This window comes from Magnetococcus sp. PR-3 (assembly GCF_036689865.1).
Lineage (GTDB): Bacteria > Pseudomonadota > Magnetococcia > Magnetococcales > Magnetococcaceae > Magnetococcus.
In genome coordinates this window covers 19,267-40,951 of record NZ_JBAHUQ010000003.1, presented here as the reverse complement: position 1 = coordinate 40,951, position 21,685 = coordinate 19,267, and the positions used below count along the sequence as shown (strand labels likewise).

Below are 21,685 nucleotides of genomic sequence, written 5' to 3'. Positions count from 1 at the left end.
CTTTTTTTAGGGATATTAACGGGCGACCATAAGGATAACAATCTGATAAGGTTCTAACATCAACTCACTGGTTGCGACAATAAAGTGACCAGAAACCAGATCGGTAAAGGTTTTTTTCAACCCCAATTGACGTAAGCGGCTGGCATCAATCTTTTGGGGTTTTTCACTAAAATTGGCCAAGACCAGGGCAGAGTGCTCCATATGCTGGCGAAAAAAGCCCAAGACATGGGTATTTTCCAGATCAACTACTTCGGTCTCAGCACGGGTAAACGCCAAATTTTGTAAACGGATCTGGATCAGCCGCTGTAAGCCGGAGAAAATCTGTCCCGGTACGGTCTCCAGATCATGACGTTGATCGGCCGCTTGTTCATTAAAGGGTAGGCGATGCAGCCAGCGGCTATCCCCATCTTTTTCCGGATCCTGGTTATAGCTATAGTCGTTGATCATGCCCAATTCATCCCCCAGGTAGAGCAGGGGAATACCACCAATGGTCAAGATCACGCCATGCAGCATTAAGATACGCCGAATGGCCAGATCCACCTCATCCTGGTTCTGTTCAAAAAGGGCTTTTTCCAACCCACAGAGTGACGCCAAGGTGCCGGAGACGCGGGCATCACCTGTATTGGGGTTCTCTTGGAAGGGTTGACCCCGGGCAAAGGTGTTTTCAAACCGGCCGGTATAAAACTGGGTGAGAAAATGGCGATGTCCGTGGATATCAATATCCACAGCGGCCATATCATCATCCGCAAAAGCCCAGCCGATATCATCATGACACCGAAGATAATTGACCCAGGCACAATCTGCAGGGGTAATAAAGCGGTGTCCCAGGGCTTGCCGCATCAAGCGGGTATCGCGGGTGGCCAGTGTTTCCCACACCAGTGCCATGAGCTGGGGGTTGTAGGAGAGCTGGCACTCTTGGGGGCTGAGAAATTTGGAGACATCATCGGGGTGTACAATGGCTTCAGATTTAAAGACCAAGGTGGGCGCGGCAATACGGGCGACACCATTAAAGGCTTGGATAATCCAGTGTACTTCCGGCTGGTTCTGACAATCGGTTCCCTTACGCTTCCATAAAAACGGTGTGGCATCAAAGCGCAGCAGTTCTGCTCCAATATTGGCCAAAAATATCATCTCTCCAGCCATGGCATTAAAAACTTCGGGGTTTTCGTAGTTTAGATCCCACTGGTAGTTATGAAAGGTGGTCCAAACCCACTTCTTCATACGGTTGCTATAGGTAAAGCAGCCGGGATGTTCATCAGGAAAAATGGATTGGGTGTGAGCTTCAAAGGCATCGGGCTCTTCCCGGTCAGGGAAAAGTCGGTAATAATTTTGGAAGGTAATATCACCCTGTTTGGCAGATATTGCCCAAGGATGGTCATCTGCTGTGTGGTTGAGGATAAAATCCACAGCCAGGCTGATACCGTTACGACGCAGCTCTTCAGCCAGTTCTGCCAGCTGTTCCATGGTGCCTAAACTGGGGTCGACCTCCCGATAACTGCTGACGGCGTAACCACCATCATCATCCCCTTCGGGTGTACGGAATAGGGGCATAAGGTGCAAATAGGAGATGGAAAGCTCTTTGAGATAGGGAATACGCTTCACCACACCCTGTAGATCACCTGCAAGCAGATCCACATAGGCCATGGCACCAACCATGCGGTTGGAGTCAAACCAATTGGAGTCCTGTTCGCGGATGGCATCCAACCCTTTTAACGCCTCTGGTCGGCTTAACCAGCTTTCAATGGTACTGTAGAGCAGCTCTTCGAGATGGTAGAAAAAATCATAACGCTGACCGTAAAGACGGTAGTAGTTATTAAAAAGATGGTCAAAATGGGTATGTAGGCGCTGCACCAAGCCGGCCCAATCATTGGGATCCATACGTTCGGCAAAACGTGTTTCAATACGTGGAAGCAGTCGTTCCAAGGTTGTGGCACTTTGTGCGCTGTACCATGCTTCACGGGACATGGTGACCTCCCAACATTGTTCAGGGTCCGATGTGTGAAATCGGTGTTTGGTAACAAAAAAGTGAGGGTGTTCACGACACCTTATCAGATACTATGTCGGTATTTTGTCCCCGTTAGATAACCGCATAATGAGAAATGGCCCTATGTTTCGATGGATCACATGGTTAATTTGGCTGCTACCTACCTCACTATTTGCCGCTCAAATGGATGTTGATGCGTTAAAAGAATCCGCCAACCAGGGTAACCTACGTGCCCAGCGGTTTTTAGGTCAGTTCTATCTACATGGTGAACAGGGTTTACCGAAGGACCCTAAGCAGGCTGGCCTGTGGTTAGAAAAAGCAGCCCATGGTGGGGATGGGGTGGCCATGAGTCTGTTTGGTTATCTCATGAGCCAAGGCTTGGGTAGGCCGGTGGATCATAAAATGGCCGTGCAGTGGTACCGCCGTGCTGCGCAACAGGGTCAGACCCGAGCTGTGACCGCTTTAGCCCTTAAATATGCCCAGGGCTTGGGGGTAGATAAGGATCTGCAACAGGCGATTAAACTGTTGCGCCAAGCGGCAGATCAGGGAGAATCTTCGGCGCAATACCATCTGGCTGGCCATATCGCCCGTGGTGAAGGGGTGCCTCGGGATGGTGCCCGGGCTGCCCAGTGGTATACGCGGGCTGCCCAGCAGGGCTCTGTGCGAAGTGCCTGGGCCTTGGGACACATGTTGGAACAGGGACAAGGTATTCAGGCCGACCCTGCTTCTGCCCGTCTGTGGTATCAACAAGCGGCGGAGGGGGGCCATGTCGAAGCCCAGTATCAGTTAGCATTGATGTGGGAAGAGGGCCGTGGTGGGGCAAAAGATGCGACACAGGCCGTGGCTTGGTATGAACAGGCTGTGCAAGGGCACCATGTGCGCAGTATGGTCAACTTGGGCTATTTAGTGGCCCATGGCTTAGGGGTGCGTAGAGATGCCGCCCGTGCGGTGGATCTCTATACCCAAGCTGCTCAAGGGGGTAGTGCCACGGCCATGTATAATCTGGGTGTGCGCTTTAGCCGTGGAGATGGTGTTGAACAAGACTTGGTGCATGCCTACAAATGGTTTCACCTGGCTTGGCAATATCGTCATGCTGGGGCGGATCAAGCCAGAGAGCAGGTGGCGGTCCATTTAAAAGCTGTACAGATCGCCCAAGCCCGTCAAAAGGCGGCGGTGTGGTTAAAAACCCATGATTTGCTCAGAAAATAACCATAAAGCGGTAAAAAAAGGTTTAGTTTCCTGGCGGAATGGTCTGGAAATCGATAAAAATAGATGTTTGAGTAACCGTATGAAAAAATTTGTACGGTTTTCCCGTGGATTCCAACTGTGGTGAAAAACCCCATGTGGCTGCGTATCTCCCTAATTCAATTGACCTTGCTCCTCGTACTCACTTTTAGCAGTGGGACAGGGTGGGCCCAGGAACAAGCCTCTGGAAGCTTGACACCCCAGCAACAGGCTTTAAAAGCCCGTGCCGAACAGGGGGATCATGAGGCCCAATACCGATGGGGCATTATGCTGGCTGAGGGCAAAGGTGTGGCCCAAGATCTCAAGGGTGCATACAGCTGGTTTTACACCTCAGCCACCTCAGGTCATGCGACCGCACAATTCCATTTGGCCAATATGTATCTCACCGGTCGTGGGGCGGATCAAGATGATCAGGCTGCCTTTGACTGGTTTATGAAATCAGCCCGTCAGGGACACCCCCTTTCTCAGTACAATTTGGGTCTTATGTACTTTAAGAAGCGGGGCCCAGATCAGGATCTAAAAGCACCTCATAAATGGTTTTTACGTGCGGCTAATCAAAACTTTCCCCTGGCCCAGTTCAACCTGGGTGTGATGTATTTTCAAGGGGGGGAGTGGGCTCCCGTCAACTATGTGGAGAGTTTTAAGTGGTTAGATCTGGCTGCCCGTAACGGCATGGGTGAAGCAGAAAAGCTGCGTACCATCCTGGGCCGCCGTCTAAGTGATGATGAGTTAATTAAAACCGAACAGGTTACCCAGAGCTGGATTACCCGGTATGGGGATGTGCGTGGGGCAGGGCGGGTGATCCTGGCTGATCAACGCCAGGGTAGTCATACAAAGATTACAGGCTTGTTAAAAAAAGCGGTCTATAACCTCAAAAAACGGCGTTTTACCACCCCGCCTAAAAATAATGCGTATGATCAGTTCCATAAAGTTCTGGCTGTAGATCCCCGCAATGGTGCCGCGCAAGAGGGTATTAGCCGTATTGCCGATGGCTATATGGACTTGGTTGATCGGGATATTCGTCTCAAAAAATGGAAGAAAGCCCGCAAATATCTGAACCGTGCCAAAGAGATCATCCAAAAAGGGTATGGGGACCGTAAGCGTTTGCAGCGTTTGCAGGATGCATTACAAAGCTGAAATAAGAGCAAATAGGACCAAATAGAAAAAGGGACCTGCCAAAATGTTGGTAGGTCCCTTTTTCTTTATAAACAACCACATGCTTTCACATATGTGAACCTATATTTAGTATCCTGTGTTTTTTTAAGGGCTTTGTATTGATTTTAAGAGCATTATGTTCTCAAAGGTATAAATCTGATATGCTGTGCATAGTTAACATTTGGGTTTAATGACCAATCTGTTGGTATTGGTTTTTGACAAAGCGGGGTTCCAAGTTATGTGGTGCCGATTGATTATCAGTGCCTTTTTACTGGTACTGTCGACCACTTCGGTTATGGCGGGTCAAGGATCAGCCACACTGGAACAGGTGCGTTTGCGTGGCGTCTTAAACTGTGGGGTTATTCCTGGTAACCCTGCCTTCTCCCAGCAAGGTACGGATGGCCAATGGCATGGTTTTTTTGCCGATTGGTGCCGAGCACTCTCTGCAGCGGTTATCGGTGATGGGCGGGCGGTACATTTTATTGAGGTTACCCCGGCTACACGCTTTGAAGCCCTAGCCCGGAAAAAGGTGGATGTGGTGATGTCCAACACCACATGGACCCACTCTCGGGAGTATGCCCACAAGGTACGTTTTCCCGCGGTCTATCTGTATGATGGACAAGCCGTTGCCACCCGCAAGAACACCGGTTGGCGACAGCTGGCACAAGCCAATCAAGCCACCGTTTGTGTTGAGCCTAGTAGTACATCCCACGCCAATCTACAAGATTATGCCCAGCGACATGGCCTTAGTTTTACCTATCTGCCTTTAAAGCAGCAGGGAATTATTAACGCATTTTTGGAAAACCGCTGTGACTTGATCACCGATGATCGCATTGCGCTCACAGCCAATATTAAAGATGCATCCAGTCATCCTGAAGATTATATCCTCTTCCCCCAAACCCTGTCGCGGGAACCGTTGGCACCCATGGTTCGAGCGGATGATGAAAACTGGATCCGGGTTGTGCGTATGGTGGTGCATGCACTGATGGTGGCGGATGAAAAAGGGATATCCACCGCCAAACTCACTTCCGATGATACCCGTTTGAATGATCCTGAAGTTCAGCGATTGCTTGGTTCAGAAGAGGATCCAGGGCAGTTTGTTGGTTTAAGCCGTGGCTGGGCGCGGCGGGCGATCACCACCGTTGGGCACTATGGTGAACTGTTTGCCCGCCACCTGGGCACACGGTCTGATATGAAGATGCCCAGATTGCTGAACCGTCCTTGGTCCCGTGGGGGACTTTTTTATGCCCCTCCTTTCCGATAATGGCTCGGCTCAGCCGACCATAGCCCACCGTCTAAAGCGGTCCATGGGTCTGTTGGTTATACTGTTTCTCTTGCTGAGTGGGATATCCCTGGCAGCTTTGCTGAAGTTTAGACAAGACTTTAATCAAACTTGGCAACAGCATAATGCCCAACTGCTTATTGCCATGGATCTAAGCAGGCAAAGTGAAGCCATTGGGCGTCTATCCAACACCCTACTGACCATTACCGATAAACAGAGTTTAGAAAGTCAAAATGAACTGCTGGAAAACAGGTTGGTTCTGTTCCAGCAGCTGTTGACGCAGCTGCATGATCAAAAAAGTGAAGCGTTGTTGGTACAGCGGGTTGAACAGGTACACCAGCCCTTTAGTGATACCATTCGTCAGCTCTATATTTTACAGCGTCGTAGTCTCTCTTTAGAATCTGTTAAAAAGCAGCGTATTCAACAGATTATCGTGCAGCATAAAAAATTACATAACTATCTTGAACATGCTCAGCAGGGTCATAAGATCTACCATGAACCGTTTAACGCCCTGTTGGGCAGTCTATTATGGGCTGGAGAAGCCAGCCATGAAGTGCTGTTTGAAAAACGTAAAAATGAAGTATTAAAAAGTGTGGCTGTGCTTATTGAGAAAGCTGAATCACTCTCCGAGCAGCAGGATCAGTGGCGTTCTACCTTCCAAAAATTACAAATCCACGTAGAAGACTACCTTAAGCTCATTCCACAATGGCTACATTTGGAACAGCAACGGCAGGGTGTATTAAGCCAGAACCGTCGGTATATCACACAGTTTGCAGAAACAACCCAGTCCCTTTATAACGCCTACCGTAACCGTGTACAGATACAAGCGCAAAAGCAACAACGTATGATGATCGCCAGTATTGTCACCGTGGTTTTGGTGACTATGGTAGCCATGGTCATTCTATTTTTACTGGTGCGCTATCTGTTCAATCGTGTCTTGGGGCGTTTTGCCGCACTGCATGATGCCATGGCTGCCCATGCCCAGGGACAACAAGTGGCCATTGATGGTTCAGGTTCAGATGAGATCAGCCATATGGCAGAGGCGTTTGAGCTGTTTGTTCAAAAAAGAGCCCAAGCCGAACAAGCACTGCAACATGCCGTGGAACAAGCCCAACAGGCGGATCGGGCCAAAGGTATCTTCCTGGCGACCATGAGCCATGAAATCCGCACCCCGTTGAATGGGGTGATTGGTATGAGCCAACAACTGACCCATATGGATCTGGATCTCAATGTTGCCCATAAGGTTCAGGTCATTGAACAGGCCTCCCAATCCTTGTTGGGTATTCTGAATGATGTTTTGGATTTTTCCAAAATTGAATCTGAACAGCTGGTGTTGGAAGAGATCGTATTTGATCCGCAACGGATGTTGCGAGAGGTCTATGCCATCATGCTCTCCCGTGCGGAAGAGAAAGGCTTACAGCTCCATTTGCAGCTGGCGGATGACCTGCCCATGGCCTGCCGGGGTGATGTCACACGGATTCGGCAGATTTTAAATAATCTGCTGAGTAATGCCATTAAATTCACCCAGCAAGGCGAAGTGATTATAAAGGTCACCCTCTTGGACCGTATAGGGCCTGATCCTTGGTTCCGTTTTTCAGTACACGATACCGGTATTGGTATTGAGGAAGATCGTATAAGCCAACTGTTTGAACCCTTTAAACAGATGGATGAGAGCATCAACCGACGGTTTGGCGGTACAGGCTTGGGGTTGGCTATTAGCACCAAACTGGCCGAGGCTATGGGGGGGAGGCTTTCCGCACAAAAACGTCACCCCAAAGGCTCCATTTTTACCTTGGAAATGCCCGTTACTCACGCGCAAGAAGACCAACTACCCCAACCTAAACCTCCCCATTTACGCACGGGTGAAATGCAGGGATTACGGCTGTTGTTGGCAGAAGATGATGCCATTAATCAGGATGTGGCGACCGGTCTGCTAAAAGAAGAGGGCCACCATGTCACCTGTGCCAACAATGGTCAGGAAGCTTTTGAAATGGCGCAAAAGCATACCTATGACTTGATCTTAATGGACCTACGTATGCCCATTATGAATGGCTTACAGGCCACCAAGCAGATCCGCCAGGCCCAAGGTGGGCCAAACCATGCCACGCCGATTATTGCCTTAACAGCCGATGTACTTAAAGAGAGCCTGGAAGCATGCCAGGAAGCGGGTATGAATGAAGTTCTAACCAAGCCGATCAATATGGAACGCTTGCGTTATGTCATTACACACTTAAATACTCAGGTCAAATCCGCTTCGGTGGTGCAACCTGAGGCTAGAGAAAGTATGGCAGCTATGGAGTCACTGAACATCACTTTTTTGGAACAGACACTGCTGCGTTTACCCCGTGAAAAACGAGAGCTTCTGCTTAAGACATTTATTCAGAACAGTGCACAAACCATTGAGGGGCTCCGAGCGGCTCTTGAGGTAGAAGATCGGGCTTTATTGGAGGAAGAGGCCCACCGTTTGGCGGGAGTATCCGCCAGTATGGGTTTGCCTCTGTTGGAAAAGGCGGCACGCACGCTACAACATGGTGCCGCCTCAGAACCCAACCAATCTTTAAGACATATGCTCGATCAGCTGACCGAGTATGGAGAGCAAGGTGTGGTGGCCTTACAAGCACGCCTGATCTAACCCTACTTTTTAACCCAGCTGCCAGAAGGGGAGAGCATATAGGTGCCTCTTGGGGTGCGATCGAGCAACTTTTGGCCGACAATACCTTCAACGGAACGTAAAGACGTACCATTTTTACCCGCAATTTGACGATACTTGGCACGGCGTTTTAGGTTAATCTCCTGCATCAGCTGTTTGATACTGCTGGGCGCGTTGTTGCTAACCAACCCCACATAGCCATCCCCTTTTTCACCAAGATACCCAGCCTGTTTGGCATCATTAAGCGGGCTGGCGTGCAGGGTTGTGGCCAACATCATGGCCATAAGGAATGGAACAATCCGGCGCAGGTACAGATGTAACTTCATGGTCATAGCTCCTAAGCTGGCGGGTGGTTAGAACAGGTCACCGCTCTGTTCAAGCAGGGCATCCACATCTTTTTCCACTTTAATCCGCACTTCATGTTCAATCTTTACATTCAAATTAATGGTAATCGGTTTATCCGGTGCTTCTACCGACACCCGCGGTGAACAACCCAGGAGCAGGGCAATTGGCAGCGCGGTGAGTAGGAGGTGGGATCGCATGGTCAGCTCCTTCGTAAGGGTGCTTTATCCAGTAGTTACTTTTGGGTGGTCTTAGTTTGGCGTGTTGTTGCAGTCTATTCAAGCATCAGATCATGAGATAGCACAAAACATGGTCATCTAAGCAGAGAGACGACCCCTTTTAATGTTTTAAAATACCTTCTCTTTGCAACATACCTGGGATATCAAAGCCCTCCAGCTCTTTACTGATCAGATCCCCCAATGCCCCTTGTACTGAGAAGTTAAGCACCAAAGGGTGGCCTTTATAAAGATCTGGGTTTTTACCTACAGCCTCCATACGTACATTCAAATCTCCAGCCAGATCGCCGTCTAAGGTAACTTTCAGCCGTTCATATTGAAGATTTTCCATCGCTTTGGCGACCAAGCTTGGTTGGGCACCCCCCGCCTTAAGCGTTGCAGCCGCCACGGTTTTGTTGGAGATCATGCCACGACCTTTGGTAAAGAGCGTGGCTTGCTCCACAAAAATACGTCCACCAACCATCTTAACAGGTAAACGACCTTGTAAAAGACCGGTGGCTTTAAGGCCTGGTAGTTTGACCAATCCGGCAATGGCTGAAAGATCGACATCCTCTACTTCCAACAATAGATCATGACGGGCCGATTTTAGATCAAAGGTGGCATCATGTGCTTTGATCCATCCACCGGCAAAAGGAATGGTCATCTGTTGTAGCTGTGCAATACCGTCGCGCTGTAGATGGAGGTCTGCCTCAATATTGCGTACCGGTATGCCAATATCCAAGAGATCGATATGCAACCGTTGGGCATGGCGACTTTGAGGGGGGCGTAGACTGGACAGGTCGAGTTCCAGGTCGAGCCCTTCAATACGTGCGGGGGTGGTTTGTAAGCCCAAGCCATTTAAACGCAGGGCAAAAGCAGAATCCTCAGCCGCACCCCAATTAAGATGGCCCGATAGTTCAACCTCGCCCTCAACAGACTCTATTTGACCCCGTAACATGCGGAAAAGGTCCTGGGGTTGGGTCCCTTTTTGTTGAATAAAAACAGGGTCCATTTGAATGGAAGCCACACCTTCACCATTTTGTAGATCATGTTTGACCAGCAGATCGACAGCAAAAAGCCCTTTAAGGTCACTCAATTGACCATCCAAGGTGAAGGCGTTGTCTGCCAGTAGAAGCTGGCCGCCATAGTGAAAAGGGGCAATCTCCCCGGTAGATGCCATGGGGCGTAGTGTGATATGGCTGACTTCACCCTGGGCATTAAGCTTGCCATGGTTCTGCGCTGCTTGGAGGGTAAGGTCCAGGTCACGCACAATAAGATCAGCCCCCTTCAGCTTAAAGCGCCCCCCTTTTAAGGTGGTATGACTCTGCCACTGTTGGGCATGGCCCGTAAGTCGTTGGGTTACCATAGGGGTTCGCATTTGCACCCGTTGCGGTTCCCCATTCTTAGACGTGAGCTCGATATCCATACGATGTGGTGCGAGCTGTAGTTGAAGGGCCAAATGGGGTTGTGTGGCTTGCTGCCAATTGGCATAGATGCGTTCACTCTGGATACAAAGTGGCTGGTTACCCTTATTAATCATTTCCACCCCACCCACAGGTTTGATGGTGTGATACCCCATGTTAAAACAGTTCTCCACATTGGCCGTTACAGCATGCTCGTTCCCTTTAAAGGCGAGATTAAGATCAAGCTTACCCTGTTGAATAACCGTCTGGGGGGGCAGCATACCCTCCACCTGGCTCTTTAAGAGAAGCCTCCCTTGGTAGGCGTTGGCACGACCGGAGAGCTGAACCTTAATGTGACTCTGTTTAAGATGGAGCTTTTGCCAGGTAAGTTTGGGTGAAGTGAGCGTCAGTTGATCAATACGAAACTGGCTCTCTTGCCGGGGGTTGGATAGATCACTGGTAAGTTGGCCTTGTAGCTGTGCCGTAAGTGTTGGGCCTGCAGAGAGTGACAATTGGCTGTTTAAAGCCCCAGAGGCGGTTACTGTCTGGTCTCCATCCCATATCAACTGTAAGGGGTGGGATAGGTGACTGCTGAGGGTTGCCCTTTGTCCATCGGCCCCTAGCTGTTGGCTTAGGGGTTGCCAAGCCTTGGGTAGGGGGGCTTGGGCTGTTAAGACAAAGGGTTGTTGGATCCGCCCTTTAAGCCCTTTTTGATAAGGTTCAGCCTGCAGGGTTGCTTGGAGTTTCCCTTGGGGCGCACCCCCTCGTAATGGGGTCAATAACAGATCAGGTTTAAGGGTGATCTTTGGGTAGCGGTGTCGGTTCGTCAGCGAGATCCCCGCTATAGTAAACGGTACCTTACCATCCAGTTGGGTATGGGCGAGGGGTGGGAGTAGATCTGGCCAGGCTTTAAACTGATTGAGGGTTAAATGGCCCTGCAGGGTATAGACCTGTTCTCCTGCAGGTTGCACCATCGTACCCGCTAGCTTGATGTCTCCCCGCTGAGGGTGGGTTAACTTAACACCAATATGGCTCCAGCCACTGGGTTGAAGGGTCTCTGTTTTAAGTGCCTGCAACGTTGTGGAGAGCTGGTATGCATGACGTCCACTAATCTGGGTTTGCGTGGGAATGGGCATGTCACCTTTGAGCCAACCTTGCAGTGCGGCACCACCAAGGGTGCCGTTGAGTGCTAAGGTTCCTTGGGGGTCCCCTTTAAGTTGAGTTTCGCCCTTAAGCAGCATATACCCCGGATGATCGCTGTGTGCTACCCGTACATGGTGTTCCAACTTCATACGCGGCCAGCGGTGTTGGTCCAGCATAGCTTGTAGTGGACCATCCAACTGTAGATCCACCAAACCCGTGAGTTGGGTACCGTGATAATGACCAGGTAAAGGTGCTTGAAACTGCTGTAGTTTCAGGTCTGACTTCAGCTCCAACGTATAGGGTGTTTGGGTTGTAACCGCTGCGCGTACATTCAGATCAAGCCCTGCCATATGAACCTGTATATGCCCATGAAGATGACTTAAACGGTTCTCTAACAGACCTTCTATGTGGGGGGTAAAAACACCATAGGGTGTTTTTACTTCCAACTGAGCATCCTCAAGCACCACTTGATCGAGGGGGAGTGAGGGGATGTGAATAGGTTTCGAGTCGCTCGTTGTGGCGTTAGCCGTGGGTTTTTGTGGGGGCAGGGCAAGGGGTAGGTGCAGTGTGCCATCGGTTTTTTGTTCAACTTGGGCGCGTAACCCTTGTAGGCGCAGTGCGGTTATCTTGCCCTTAATCAGCTGCTCAGGGGTATAGACCACCTGCAGTTGCTGCCACGTCACTTGTCCAGATGGATCCCCCCCAGGGCCTAAAACCAGCTGGTTAAGATCAAGTTGATGGATGACCAGAGTCAAAGGTGGCAACCCTTGGGCGTGAAGAATCTGTGGGAGTACCCAATTAAGCAGGGGTAACCGCCAGATCACTAGGCTAGAGAGTACGATCCCTAGGCTCAATAAGGTTGTAAAGCCGATTTTGCCAATAGATTTCAAGGTCACGGCATTTCCCTCAGTCACACACCAGAAGCAGTTGTGTTAAGTATGCATGAAATTTGGCATGGAAAGCCATTGTCCCTGGTGTAAATGATGAAACGTGCAGAAATGTGATTCAGGTTTTGTCATATTTGACCGATTTTGATAAATGGGACCTTCTGCAAGTGTAAACCTTGTTCAAAAACCAATATGTTGGTGAAGGAAAGTAACCATGTCTCAAAAAATGACGGTATTGGCAACAGCAACTTTAGCGGCAACTCTGGCTGTACCAGCTCAGGCAGGCAATTTACCCAGTCGTGAAGAGATGTGGAACATTATCCTGCAGCAGCAACGGCAGATGGAACAGTTACAGCGTCAACATCAGGAGACTATGGACCATCAACAGATGCAGTTGGATGTGCTTAAAAAGCAACTGGGTCAAACCAAGGTCCAGGTTAAAGCTGTTGAGCAGTCCAGCAAGCAGAGTACCTCATCCGGTTCAACAGCTACCGCCGATAAGTGGACGGACCGTATTACCATTGGTGGTCAGGTACGGGTTCAAGCCAGTACGACAGAGAACAACGGTAGCTCCGGGATCAGCAAGCTTGAAGATGGCAGCAACGTCAAAGTGCGCTTGGTAGAGTTGGATATTGATACCAAGATCAATGAGTGGGTCACCACCTCGACCGCACTCACCTATGAGCATGATGGCTCCACCGCCTTTAATGTCGATACGGCGACTGTCACGGTGGGGAACATGGATAAATTTCCTGTAACCTTAACCATGGGTAAAATGACACTACCCTTTGGTAGTTATGCCAGTAGCGCCATTGCTGACCCTTTGACCAAAGAGCTGGGTGAAATTGGGGATACCGCAGCGGTGGTTAATTTTGAAATGCGTGGATTTACCGCTGATTTCTACCTGTTTAATGGGGATTCCCAGAAAAATGGTGATACCAACGCCATCGATCAGTTTGGTGGCAATGTCGGGTATAGCCACACGGGTAAAACCTATACGGCTTCTATGGGTCTACATTTTGTGAACAGTGTAGAGAACTCAGGGGGCATTAGTACGGCGATCTCAGCCATTGACTCTATGACAGATATGGCGGATTACAGCTCGGCATGGGGTGTTAATGCGTCGGTCACGTGGCGTAATCTAACCTTCTTGGGTGAGTATGTGCAGTTGTTGGATCCCATCGCCAGTAGTACCACCGATACCGACTGGAACAATACCAATTTACGCCCTTCTGCCTGGCATGGTGAGATCTCCTATAGTATGCCCATTTTGGATAAGCAGACCAATTTTGCCATTTCATACAGTGGTAGTGATGCCTCTAAAGCGGTGGGTTTGGTTTCCCGCCGTTTAGCGTTACACGCCAATGTTGATGTGATCGACAATACCACGGTACAGATGGAGTGGAGTCGGGACTTTGATTATGAAGCCACCGAAGGGGGCAGTGGTAACGATGCCGATACCGCTACCTTACGTTTGAAGGTGAGTTTCTAAGAGTATGGGTATGTCCCATCTCTGTGCGGCGGTATGATAAGGCTAGGGCAGAGATGGGACAGCCCTGTTTATGGGCAAGCGATTACTGTTTTTGTAGTAAGTAGCATTGAATGGTCTCTAACAACACCTGCTTACGAATGGGTTTGGTGAGATGTGCCGTACACCCCGCCGCCAAGCTTTTGGCCTCATCTTCTTTCAAGGCGTGTGCGGTAAGCGCCACAATGGGGGTTGGCGTGTGCTGGGTCTCCTGCTCCCATGCGCGTATGGCACGGGTTGCGGTGTAGCCATCCATAAAGGGCATTTGAACATCCATAAAAATGAGATCAAAGGGTGGGCCTTCACGGTCACAGACCTGTGCAATGGCCTCTCCACCATGGTTGGCGATCTCCAGTAATACACCACTGTTTTTCAAAAAAGCCCGCAGCAGGGCAATATTATCTTCCGAATCTTCAACAACCAGAATACGCGCGGGCTCATTAAAGCGGTTGCGCAACTGTTGTTGCGTTAACTTGGGCATGTCCTGTGGCGCTGGGGTGGTTGGGGTATCGATCTTGGTTGAGGGTAGTTCAATGGTAAACCGGAAACAGCTCCCTTGCATGGGGGTGCTGGTCACAGTGATCTCACCTTGCATCAGCTCTACTAAGGAACGACACAAGGCCAGGCCCAAACCGGTGCCACCATGCTTGCGGGTTACCGCATCATCTGCCTGGGTAAAGGGTTCAAAAATATGGGCCAGTTTATCCGGCTCAATACCGACACCCGTATCGGTAATGGTCACTTCAATGGTGTGTGGGACAACTTCTGAAATGTGAAGGTCAATAGAGCCATATTCCGTAAACTTAACCGCGTTACCCATAAGGTTGATCAAGACTTGACGAAGACGGGTTGGATCACCCAGGCGGTGGGTATTTAAGCCATGCGTAACCTGCCAGTTTAAGGTCAGGCCCTTTTCACGAACCAGTGTACGCATGGTGGCCACCACATTCTCCACCAGGTCTTCCAGATCAAAAGGAATTTTCTCCAGCTCAATACGGCCTGCTTCTACCTTAGAAATATTGAGAATGTCATCAATAATGGCCAGTAATCCATCGGCATTGCGTTTAAGAATAACCACATAATGTTCACGTTCTTGTGGCTCTACCCCACCATCCCGAAGAAGCTCAGCCATCCCCATAATGGCATTCATGGGGGTACGGATTTCATGGCTCATAATGGCTAAAAAATCTGTTTTGGCACGGCTGGCTGACTCTGCCTTTTTACGGGCTTCTTCCAACGCCATCAGTGTTTTTTGGCTCTGTGTGACATCATGAACAATACCCACCAACCCTACCGGGTGACTGTGTTCATCCCGAATAGCAACCTTGGTTGTTTCAACAAAGTGGGTTTGGCCACCTTGTGTGGTATAGGTTTGCCGTAAACGAACAGGTTCTTTACAGGCTAAGGCCTGGAGATCACTTTCCAGGGAAGATTGTGCCCATTGGGGTTCCAGGATTTGGTCATCCTTTAATCCCAAAATGGTTTCTCGTTTAAGATCCAAAGCTTCTTCATAAGCCCGGTTCACATAGATAATGCGCCCTTGCGGATCTTTGAAAAAGACCATGTCTGGGATCGCTTGTAACAGACTTTCAAGTTTGGCATTGGTCTGCTCAATTTGTTGATGAAACTGGGCCAGAGCCTGCTCATTATGCTTCTGTTCGGTCATATCCTCCTGGATCAGAATGACTTCAAGAACGTTTTTAAATTCATCAACAATGGGGTAGGCAAAGACCCGGACCCAAATGGGTTCTTTGCGACCAGCTCTACCCTGACTTTCTGTATTGGGGTCATAACAGATGGCCGGCAAGCTGACGACCTCCCCCTCAAAAGCTCGGGCCAGTAATGCTTGGTGCCCATGTTTAACCAGCTCTTTATCCGACAATACGTTGTAGGCCATCTCATCTAGCTCATTCACAGAGATACCCCATAAGCTCTCCCATGCCAGATTACCAGTGGATAAACGACCATACGATTGAGCAATAACCATGGGTAGGGGGCTTTGCTCAAACATGGCACGGAAGCGGTTTTCAGACTGTTTAAGCTTGGCCTCTCGCTGGACATGTTGGGTCTGATCAATGATAAAAGCAAAAGAGGCAACGGCCTCCCCATGGGTATTGTTCAGCGTGGTTGCATGGAAATGACAGGGGACTTGTTGTCCATTTTTACAGCGTAAAGAGATGGCATAACTGCGATGTTTGCGGGTGGTAATTTGGGCGGTCTGTTCCCTAAAGATTTGTGCATTTTCTTCATCCACAAAATCCATGGGAGTTTTGCCCAGCATTTCGTCGGCGCTGTAGCCAAGCATCTCATTTAGGGCCAGGTTGGTATCCATGGTAAAGCGTTGGGTGGGGTGGATAAGCCAATAGCCAATCGGGGCATTATCCAACACTTCACGTAGTTTACGTTCACTGGCTTGCATCGCCTGTTCGGCATAGCGGCGGTGGGTTTCGTCGGACAACATAAAGGCAACAGCATCGGCATCATCCCACATAAGCCGAAAAGCATGGTTGCGTAAAAACAGGGTTGAACCATCCTGGTGACGGGCACGGAAATCATAATCGGTGGGGGCGTCATCCCCTCGCATACGGGCGGCCAAGTAGCCATTAAGGCGAGGTCGATCTTCACTGGAGATATAGGGTTCAATAGAGTCCATGGCCAGCACAGCTTCCACTGAAGCAAACCCAAATAGCTGTACAAAAGCGTGGTTTACATAGATCGGCTTAAGCATGACATGTACACAGATCGCTTGGCTGGAGCTCTCAACCAGGGTACGAAAAGGGGCGTCTGTGCTGTGTGAGGTATGTGCCATGGCAACCTCAAAGAAGAACGACTAACCGGATAGGAACCCTTTAAAAAAAGATCCAAACCGTGGGGTGAAATAGATCGGAGACAGTGTGCCTAAAATCAAGCAAACGAAACCATTGTACCCTTAACGTATAAATATCTGCAGATGTTGTGGTTGTTTGAGATCAACTCTTTTGTAAATAAGCATTGACCCCGTGCTCTCTTTTGGTGGTCGGTCGCTACTGTGTATTGAATGACCGTTGCAGCTGTTAAGTGGTCCAATAGCGCTAAAAGGTGGGGTAGGTTTTACAGCATAGGACGCTTGAAAAGAGATACCCAATCCATGGTTGCTTAGTGGTAAGGGGTGAGCTTTTAAACACAGGTAAGCGAGTGCAAAATAAGTATGTGAAAAAGATTTATCCACACCACCCTATGCAAGTGGGGTAAACCCATTGGGTCGTAGATTATTCTGGATAAAAGAAAATGGTCACACCTGTGAGGCGTGTGACCATAAACTAGGAGAAACCATATCTTATATGTGCATGACGCAATCAATCCATGGTGTGGATTATAACATCATGGATTGTATGCTTCAGAAGCCGTTACTCTTCTTCATCATGATCCTCTTTGGCACCGGGTAGATCCACAATCCAGCCCAGTCCAAATTGTCTGACTTTAAAGTGTTTGGGTTCTTTGTGTTCTATCACCGCCTTCATCAGTCCTTCAGTGGCAGGGAGTAGATAGAACTCATCATAAACCGCTTCAAAAGTACGATGTTTAAGGTGATCGCCCAGGGGTTCATCGGTTTGAGTTCTGGCCATGGCCAGTGCCTCATCCTGGGTTTGACCCGCACCAAGAACTCGGTGTCCTTCATGTATCACCGCATATCCATCCATTTGAACGCCTCCGCCCGTGGCCCAGTTTACTGGGCATTTAGATTGTTATGGGTTGAGTTTATGATACCACAAGTTAGTTTTTAAGCGTTCAAATTAAACATTTAGGTGATTTTTAGAGGATTTTACCACTGTTAAAGTTGCGATCAAAGTCAGGTCAGGTGAATACCTGACGGGGTTAAGTGGGGCTTGGCATCCTATAAAAGCTGGGGTACACAGGGTGGGTAGATAATCGATAAAAATCGTTAGTCCAGTGCCTGACAGGGCGTGTAAATGGGAGGGTAGAATCATGAAAAAACAGTTTTTTTTGATATTGGCTTTAATGGTTTGTCTGGTTCATAGTCCAGCTCAGGCTGAAGAAGAGATGGCAGCCGTGGTGCCACTGCAAAAAATGTCCCTGCAAACGGCCAATTCAATTGCCCAACAAGTGATTGAGGCATGCCGCCAAAAAGGCATTCAAATTGGTGTTACGGTGATGGATCGGGATGGTATTCCCCAGGCTATATTGCGGGATACGGTCGCGCCGCCCATTACCTTAACCATCTCAAAAGGTAAAGCGTATGCAGCGGCCATGTTCCGGGTACCAACATCTCAACTGAAGGATCGGGCTCAAACTGCCATTGGCCGGGTACCAGGGGTGGTGATGTCAGCGGGTGCCATTCCTTTGGAGGTTGGTGGGATCTTTTTAGGTAGTGTTGGGGTATCTGGTGCACCAAGTGGTGAAACCGATGAGGCGTGTGCGGAAGAAGGTGCTCAGGTGGTGTTGGATGAGTTAGAGATGTCCATGATGTAAAGAAGGGGACCCATCAAACCCTGGTATAAATGAGAAGGCTGGGATCTGTATAAGAGCCCAGCCTTCTTGATTTATAGGCCACATTAAGTCCCCTTTATGGGTTATGGCTACTTAGGGTGACATGATTTCACAGACCATGACTGGATGTATGGTGTGGTCTACTCTATAAAGACCGATCCAATCGACCAAGTAGTGTGCTTGGCAAAGCTATGGTTGCTTAGCGGTTAGATAGATGTTGAGCCATCATGGATGAGATGTCTCTTCGTATAAGCGTGCTCCATCTGTTTTTTTTGATATTGGACAATTAAAAAATACATACAAATTGCTACGTTAGCTCTTTTATTTCGCGCTTTTTATATTCAATAACATCGATTTATCAGGGGGTTGCATTGCATATATGTGATAAGTGATATGTATGCAATTACAAATATTTACATAAAAACTCTCCAAATTCTCAAAGAATCTTTTATACTTCCTCCGCCTTTCTTCCGCGATAACGGTTCATACCCACCCCCTGGGAGCATGTAGTGCCATGAAAAAAAGCCTCAGTCTGACCGCACGAATTGGCTTTATTGTCTTTTTCTCGACCTTAATTGTCGGCCTTGGCGCCACCTTGGCGACGGTAGAAGAGCTCCACCGAAAAGGCGATCAAGATGCATTGGATGCCATTAATCGAAATATGCGGGTGGCATGGCATGAGGTTAAAAATCATGGGACCAGCTTTTCCATTAAAAAAGAGGGTATATACGCCGATGAGTATCGGTTAAATGGTCACGATGATCTGGTCGATACCATCTCAAGATTGGTCGGGGGGACGGCGACCGTTTTTATGGGGGATACGCGTGTGGCGACATCGGTTAAAAAACCCGATGGCAGCCGAGCTACAGGGACCACGCTGGCACGCAACGCGGCCTTTAAAAGTGTCTTTGAAAAGAAAACCCCCTTTCGCGGTGTTGTCGATATTCTAGGCACCCCCTATATCACGGGTTATGATCCCATTATCAATGCCAGCGGAGAAGTGATCGGTATTCTCTATGTAGGCATTAAAACGGTTGAATTTTATGCCTCTATTGATCATGTCCAATACTGGATTATTGGTATTACCTTAATCTGTGGCACGCTGGTGGTTCTGGTCACCTTGTTCTACGTTAAACGTAAAATTGGTGAGCCCATCAACCATATTGTGGATATCCTGGGCCAAGTGGCCAATGGAGATTTATCGGTAGAGATCCCACCCGCTGAAGCAGATGATGAGATCGGCCGAACCATTGATGCCACACGTGCCATGGTCAATGGTCTTTGCGATATTTTGAAAAAAATTGGGCACTCAACCCAGACACTGAATGAAGCGGCAGGGCAACTTACAACGGTATCATCCGATCTAAACCAAGGTTCAGTTTCGTTAAGCAGCCACGCCCTTCAGGTTTCCAGCGCAACAGAGGCGATGTATACCAATTTGGAACAGGTATCCCACGCCACCAATGGTATGAATGAGGCCATGCAGCAGGTATCAGAAAGTGCAGGGGAGATGGATCAAAATATGACCACCATCTCTGCTGCGGCTGAAGAGGCCAATGTCAATCTCTCTACCGTGGCCTCTGCAACTGAGGAGGTTACGGTTAACATGGATGGTGTTAACCAAGCAGCGCAACGTACGGGTGGTAATGTCACAGAAGTAGCCACTGCGGTGGAGGCATTGACCAATACCATTAGTGCCGTGCGTAGCCGCTGTGAAGAGGCCAACCAGGGGGCTGAGCAAGCTTCTAAAACCGCACAAGAGACCCATGGGGTTATGGAGGTTCTCTCCCGTTCTGCCCAAGAGATTAATAAGGTGGTTTCGGTGATCAACAATATTGCACACCAAACCAATATGTTGGCCTTGAATGCCTCGATTGAAGCGGCTGGTGCGGGTGAAGCTGGTAAAGGTTTTGCGGTGGTAGCCAATGAGGTCAAAGAGCTGGCCAGTCAGACCAGTGATGCCACAGGTAGTATCGCCGCCCAGATCGAAGAGATTCAAAATCAGAGTCGGCAAGCTGGTGATGCTTCTCAAAATGTGGCGGATATCAACGGTCAGTTGGCCGAGGTGATTGAGGATATTCTCAACGCTGTGGAAGAGCAGAGTCATACGGTAGAAGCCATTGCGACCTCTATGGGGGAGGTCAACCATGAGACCTCAGAGGTTGGCAACCGGGTGGATGAAGCAACGGCTGGCTCTCAAGAGGTTGCCCGTAGTGTACAGGAGATCGCCCAGGGTATTAATGAGGTTACCCAGAGTGTGGTCCATGCATCCAGCGGTGTTCAGACCATGGCACATCTGGTGGGGACCTCTTCTCAGACCAGTAGTGAAATTAGCCAGAAGGTCCAAGCCTCTTCACAATCTGCTCAGGAGGTTGCTCAAAGTATGGTTGAGGTCAATGATGCCTCGCAGCGTATGACACAACTGAGTGGTACGGTACAGAGCCAAGCCGGTAGTATGGCGCAGATTGCGGTTGAACTGGAGAAAGCACTCAGCCGTTTTAAAGGCCGGTAAGGGAAGAACAACCCTATTGAGGGGGGCGTACCAACGTTTGAGCATTGGGGTACTGATCCAGGATTTTATTCCAGGTACCATCCATCATCATTTCGGCCAGGGACTGATTAATATGGGCCAGAATACGCGCACCACGTTCATCCTGTTGGGTTAGAAAACCACCCAGTATGGCACCAAATGCTTGACCGTGGTGCAGCTCTTCAGCTTCGGCCATTTTATCCAGCACCACACCAGCCCACTGGTTATGCATAACCAGGGCATCCATACGGCCCGCGTGTAGCATTTTAAAAGCCTGCTCAGCACCATAAATTTCAGTAACGTTGTAGGTGCTGGGAGGTAGCAGCACCGTGGGTATATAGATCCCAGTCATAATACCGACGTGCAGATCCTTCAGGCTCTCAACATTGTCACGTTTGGGCTGATCCTTACGGGTATAGATGACAAATTCCCCCCCATTGTAAAGGGGCATGGATGATAGGGGGATACGCAAGTAACCCCATTTGGCATATCCACCCGAAGGTAGATCCCCACTTGTAATAATGGGAAACAACACATCCATTTTATTCATGTTAAAGGCGGTAATTAACCGTTTGAACGGCAGGAGCTGGGTATGGATTTCATACCCTTTGCCTTTTAGCCGCTTTGTCACCTCCTCTAAGAAGGCATAGCCTGGACCTGAATAATCCTCTTCAATAAAGCCACCGACAATACCAAAACCTAACTCAATTGAGAGCGGTTGATCATCCGCTTGAGCTGGTGAGAGTAAGAGTAGAAGTAAAGCAGGCAGCAAAAGCAGGCGCATAAGAACAATCCAATAAGAGAATAGCAGTCTTCATACCATACCCCATAGA

Annotated in this window: 14 protein-coding genes; 7 read left to right on the top strand and 7 right to left on the bottom strand. The window is 49.1% G+C overall.

What is annotated here, in order from left to right:
• Positions 1–15: 15 nt before the first annotated feature.
• Entirely contained in the window at positions 16–1,965 is a 1,950-nt protein-coding gene (locus tag V5T57_RS03165; protein WP_332889706.1) for an amylosucrase, read from the bottom strand.
• Positions 1,966–2,107: 142 nt separating this feature from the next.
• On the opposite strand from V5T57_RS03165, the gene V5T57_RS03160 reads away from it, so the two are divergent.
• The 4 genes from V5T57_RS03160 to V5T57_RS03145 all read left to right on the top strand — a co-directional run bounded on the left by V5T57_RS03160 (position 2,108) and on the right by V5T57_RS03145 (position 8,298).
• Positions 2,108–3,193 carry an SEL1-like repeat protein gene (locus V5T57_RS03160; RefSeq protein ID WP_332889705.1) on the top strand — a complete coding sequence of 362 codons (1,086 nt, stop codon included), beginning with the start codon at positions 2,108–2,110 and terminating at the stop codon, positions 3,191–3,193.
• A gap of 132 nt (positions 3,194–3,325) precedes the next feature.
• Positions 3,326–4,366, top strand: coding sequence for a tetratricopeptide repeat protein (locus tag V5T57_RS03155; protein ID WP_332889704.1), 1,041 nt, complete (start codon positions 3,326–3,328; stop codon positions 4,364–4,366).
• A 256-nt stretch (positions 4,367–4,622) separates the two neighbouring features.
• Entirely contained in the window at positions 4,623–5,648 is a 1,026-nt protein-coding gene (locus V5T57_RS03150) for an amino acid ABC transporter substrate-binding protein (protein ID WP_332889703.1), read from the top strand.
• On the top strand, positions 5,629–8,298 hold the full coding sequence (locus V5T57_RS03145; protein ID WP_332889702.1) for an ATP-binding protein: 2,670 nt from the start codon (positions 5,629–5,631) through the stop codon (positions 8,296–8,298). The genes V5T57_RS03150 and V5T57_RS03145 overlap by 20 nt, the downstream gene beginning before the upstream one ends.
• Positions 8,299–8,300: 2 nt before the next feature.
• Here V5T57_RS03145 and V5T57_RS03140 read toward each other — a convergent pair whose 3' ends face one another.
• The 3 genes from V5T57_RS03140 to V5T57_RS03130 all read right to left on the bottom strand — a co-directional run bounded on the left by V5T57_RS03140 (position 8,301) and on the right by V5T57_RS03130 (position 12,315).
• Positions 8,301–8,642 carry a YdbL family probable chaperone protein gene (locus tag V5T57_RS03140; RefSeq protein WP_332889701.1) on the bottom strand — a complete coding sequence of 114 codons (342 nt, stop codon included), beginning with the start codon at positions 8,640–8,642 and terminating at the stop codon, positions 8,301–8,303.
• Positions 8,643–8,669: 27 nt separating this feature from the next.
• On the bottom strand, positions 8,670–8,858 hold the full coding sequence (locus V5T57_RS03135; RefSeq protein WP_332889700.1) for a YnbE family lipoprotein: 189 nt from the start codon (positions 8,856–8,858) through the stop codon (positions 8,670–8,672).
• Positions 8,859–8,997: 139 nt separating this feature from the next.
• Complete coding sequence (locus tag V5T57_RS03130) at positions 8,998–12,315, bottom strand: intermembrane phospholipid transport protein YdbH family protein (RefSeq protein ID WP_332889699.1); 3,318 nt, start codon at positions 12,313–12,315, stop codon at positions 8,998–9,000.
• 205 nt (positions 12,316–12,520) lie between these two features.
• Here V5T57_RS03130 and V5T57_RS03125 point away from each other — a divergent pair, with 205 nt between their 5' ends.
• Positions 12,521–13,798 (top strand): LbtU family siderophore porin, encoded by a 1,278-nt coding sequence (locus V5T57_RS03125; RefSeq protein WP_332889698.1) that lies wholly within the window; start codon positions 12,521–12,523, stop codon positions 13,796–13,798.
• A gap of 82 nt (positions 13,799–13,880) precedes the next feature.
• On the opposite strand, the gene V5T57_RS03120 is transcribed toward V5T57_RS03125, so the two are convergent.
• Positions 13,881–16,643: a PAS domain-containing hybrid sensor histidine kinase/response regulator gene (locus V5T57_RS03120; protein WP_332889697.1), complete on the bottom strand. Its 2,763-nt coding sequence runs from the start codon at positions 16,641–16,643 to the stop codon at positions 13,881–13,883.
• 577 nt (positions 16,644–17,220) lie between these two features.
• Complete coding sequence (locus V5T57_RS03115; RefSeq protein ID WP_332889696.1) at positions 17,221–17,514, bottom strand: hypothetical protein; 294 nt, start codon at positions 17,512–17,514, stop codon at positions 17,221–17,223.
• 286 nt (positions 17,515–17,800) lie between these two features.
• Here V5T57_RS03115 and V5T57_RS03110 point away from each other — a divergent pair, with 286 nt between their 5' ends.
• On the top strand, positions 17,801–18,304 hold the full coding sequence (locus V5T57_RS03110) for a GlcG/HbpS family heme-binding protein (RefSeq protein WP_332889695.1): 504 nt from the start codon (positions 17,801–17,803) through the stop codon (positions 18,302–18,304).
• Between the two features lie 532 nt (positions 18,305–18,836).
• Positions 18,837–20,834: a methyl-accepting chemotaxis protein gene (locus tag V5T57_RS03105; protein WP_332889694.1), complete on the top strand. Its 1,998-nt coding sequence runs from the start codon at positions 18,837–18,839 to the stop codon at positions 20,832–20,834.
• 13 nt (positions 20,835–20,847) lie between these two features.
• On the opposite strand, the gene V5T57_RS03100 is transcribed toward V5T57_RS03105, so the two are convergent.
• A complete protein-coding gene (locus V5T57_RS03100) occupies positions 20,848–21,636 on the bottom strand; it encodes a substrate-binding periplasmic protein (protein WP_332889693.1) in 789 nt (262 codons plus the stop codon).
• Between the last annotated feature and the right edge of the window lie 49 nt (positions 21,637–21,685).

Bases quoted from the DNA above. Each gene is read 5' to 3' on its own strand.
- V5T57_RS03165 (WP_332889706.1), bottom strand. From the start codon at position 1,965: ATGTCCCGTGAAGCATGGTACAGCGCACAAAGTGCCACAACCTTGGAA.
- V5T57_RS03160 (WP_332889705.1), top strand. From the start codon at position 2,108: ATGTTTCGATGGATCACATGGTTAATTTGGCTGCTACCTACCTCACTA.
- V5T57_RS03155 (WP_332889704.1), top strand. From the start codon at position 3,326: ATGTGGCTGCGTATCTCCCTAATTCAATTGACCTTGCTCCTCGTACTC.
- V5T57_RS03150 (WP_332889703.1), top strand. From the start codon at position 4,623: ATGTGGTGCCGATTGATTATCAGTGCCTTTTTACTGGTACTGTCGACC.
- V5T57_RS03145 (WP_332889702.1), top strand. From the start codon at position 5,629: ATGCCCCTCCTTTCCGATAATGGCTCGGCTCAGCCGACCATAGCCCAC.
- V5T57_RS03140 (WP_332889701.1), bottom strand. From the start codon at position 8,642: ATGAAGTTACATCTGTACCTGCGCCGGATTGTTCCATTCCTTATGGCC.
- V5T57_RS03135 (WP_332889700.1), bottom strand. From the start codon at position 8,858: ATGCGATCCCACCTCCTACTCACCGCGCTGCCAATTGCCCTGCTCCTG.
- V5T57_RS03125 (WP_332889698.1), top strand. From the start codon at position 12,521: ATGTCTCAAAAAATGACGGTATTGGCAACAGCAACTTTAGCGGCAACT.
- V5T57_RS03120 (WP_332889697.1), bottom strand. From the start codon at position 16,643: ATGGCACATACCTCACACAGCACAGACGCCCCTTTTCGTACCCTGGTT.
- V5T57_RS03115 (WP_332889696.1), bottom strand. From the start codon at position 17,514: ATGGATGGATATGCGGTGATACATGAAGGACACCGAGTTCTTGGTGCG.
- V5T57_RS03110 (WP_332889695.1), top strand. From the start codon at position 17,801: ATGAAAAAACAGTTTTTTTTGATATTGGCTTTAATGGTTTGTCTGGTT.
- V5T57_RS03105 (WP_332889694.1), top strand. From the start codon at position 18,837: ATGAAAAAAAGCCTCAGTCTGACCGCACGAATTGGCTTTATTGTCTTT.
- V5T57_RS03100 (WP_332889693.1), bottom strand. From the start codon at position 21,636: ATGCGCCTGCTTTTGCTGCCTGCTTTACTTCTACTCTTACTCTCACCA.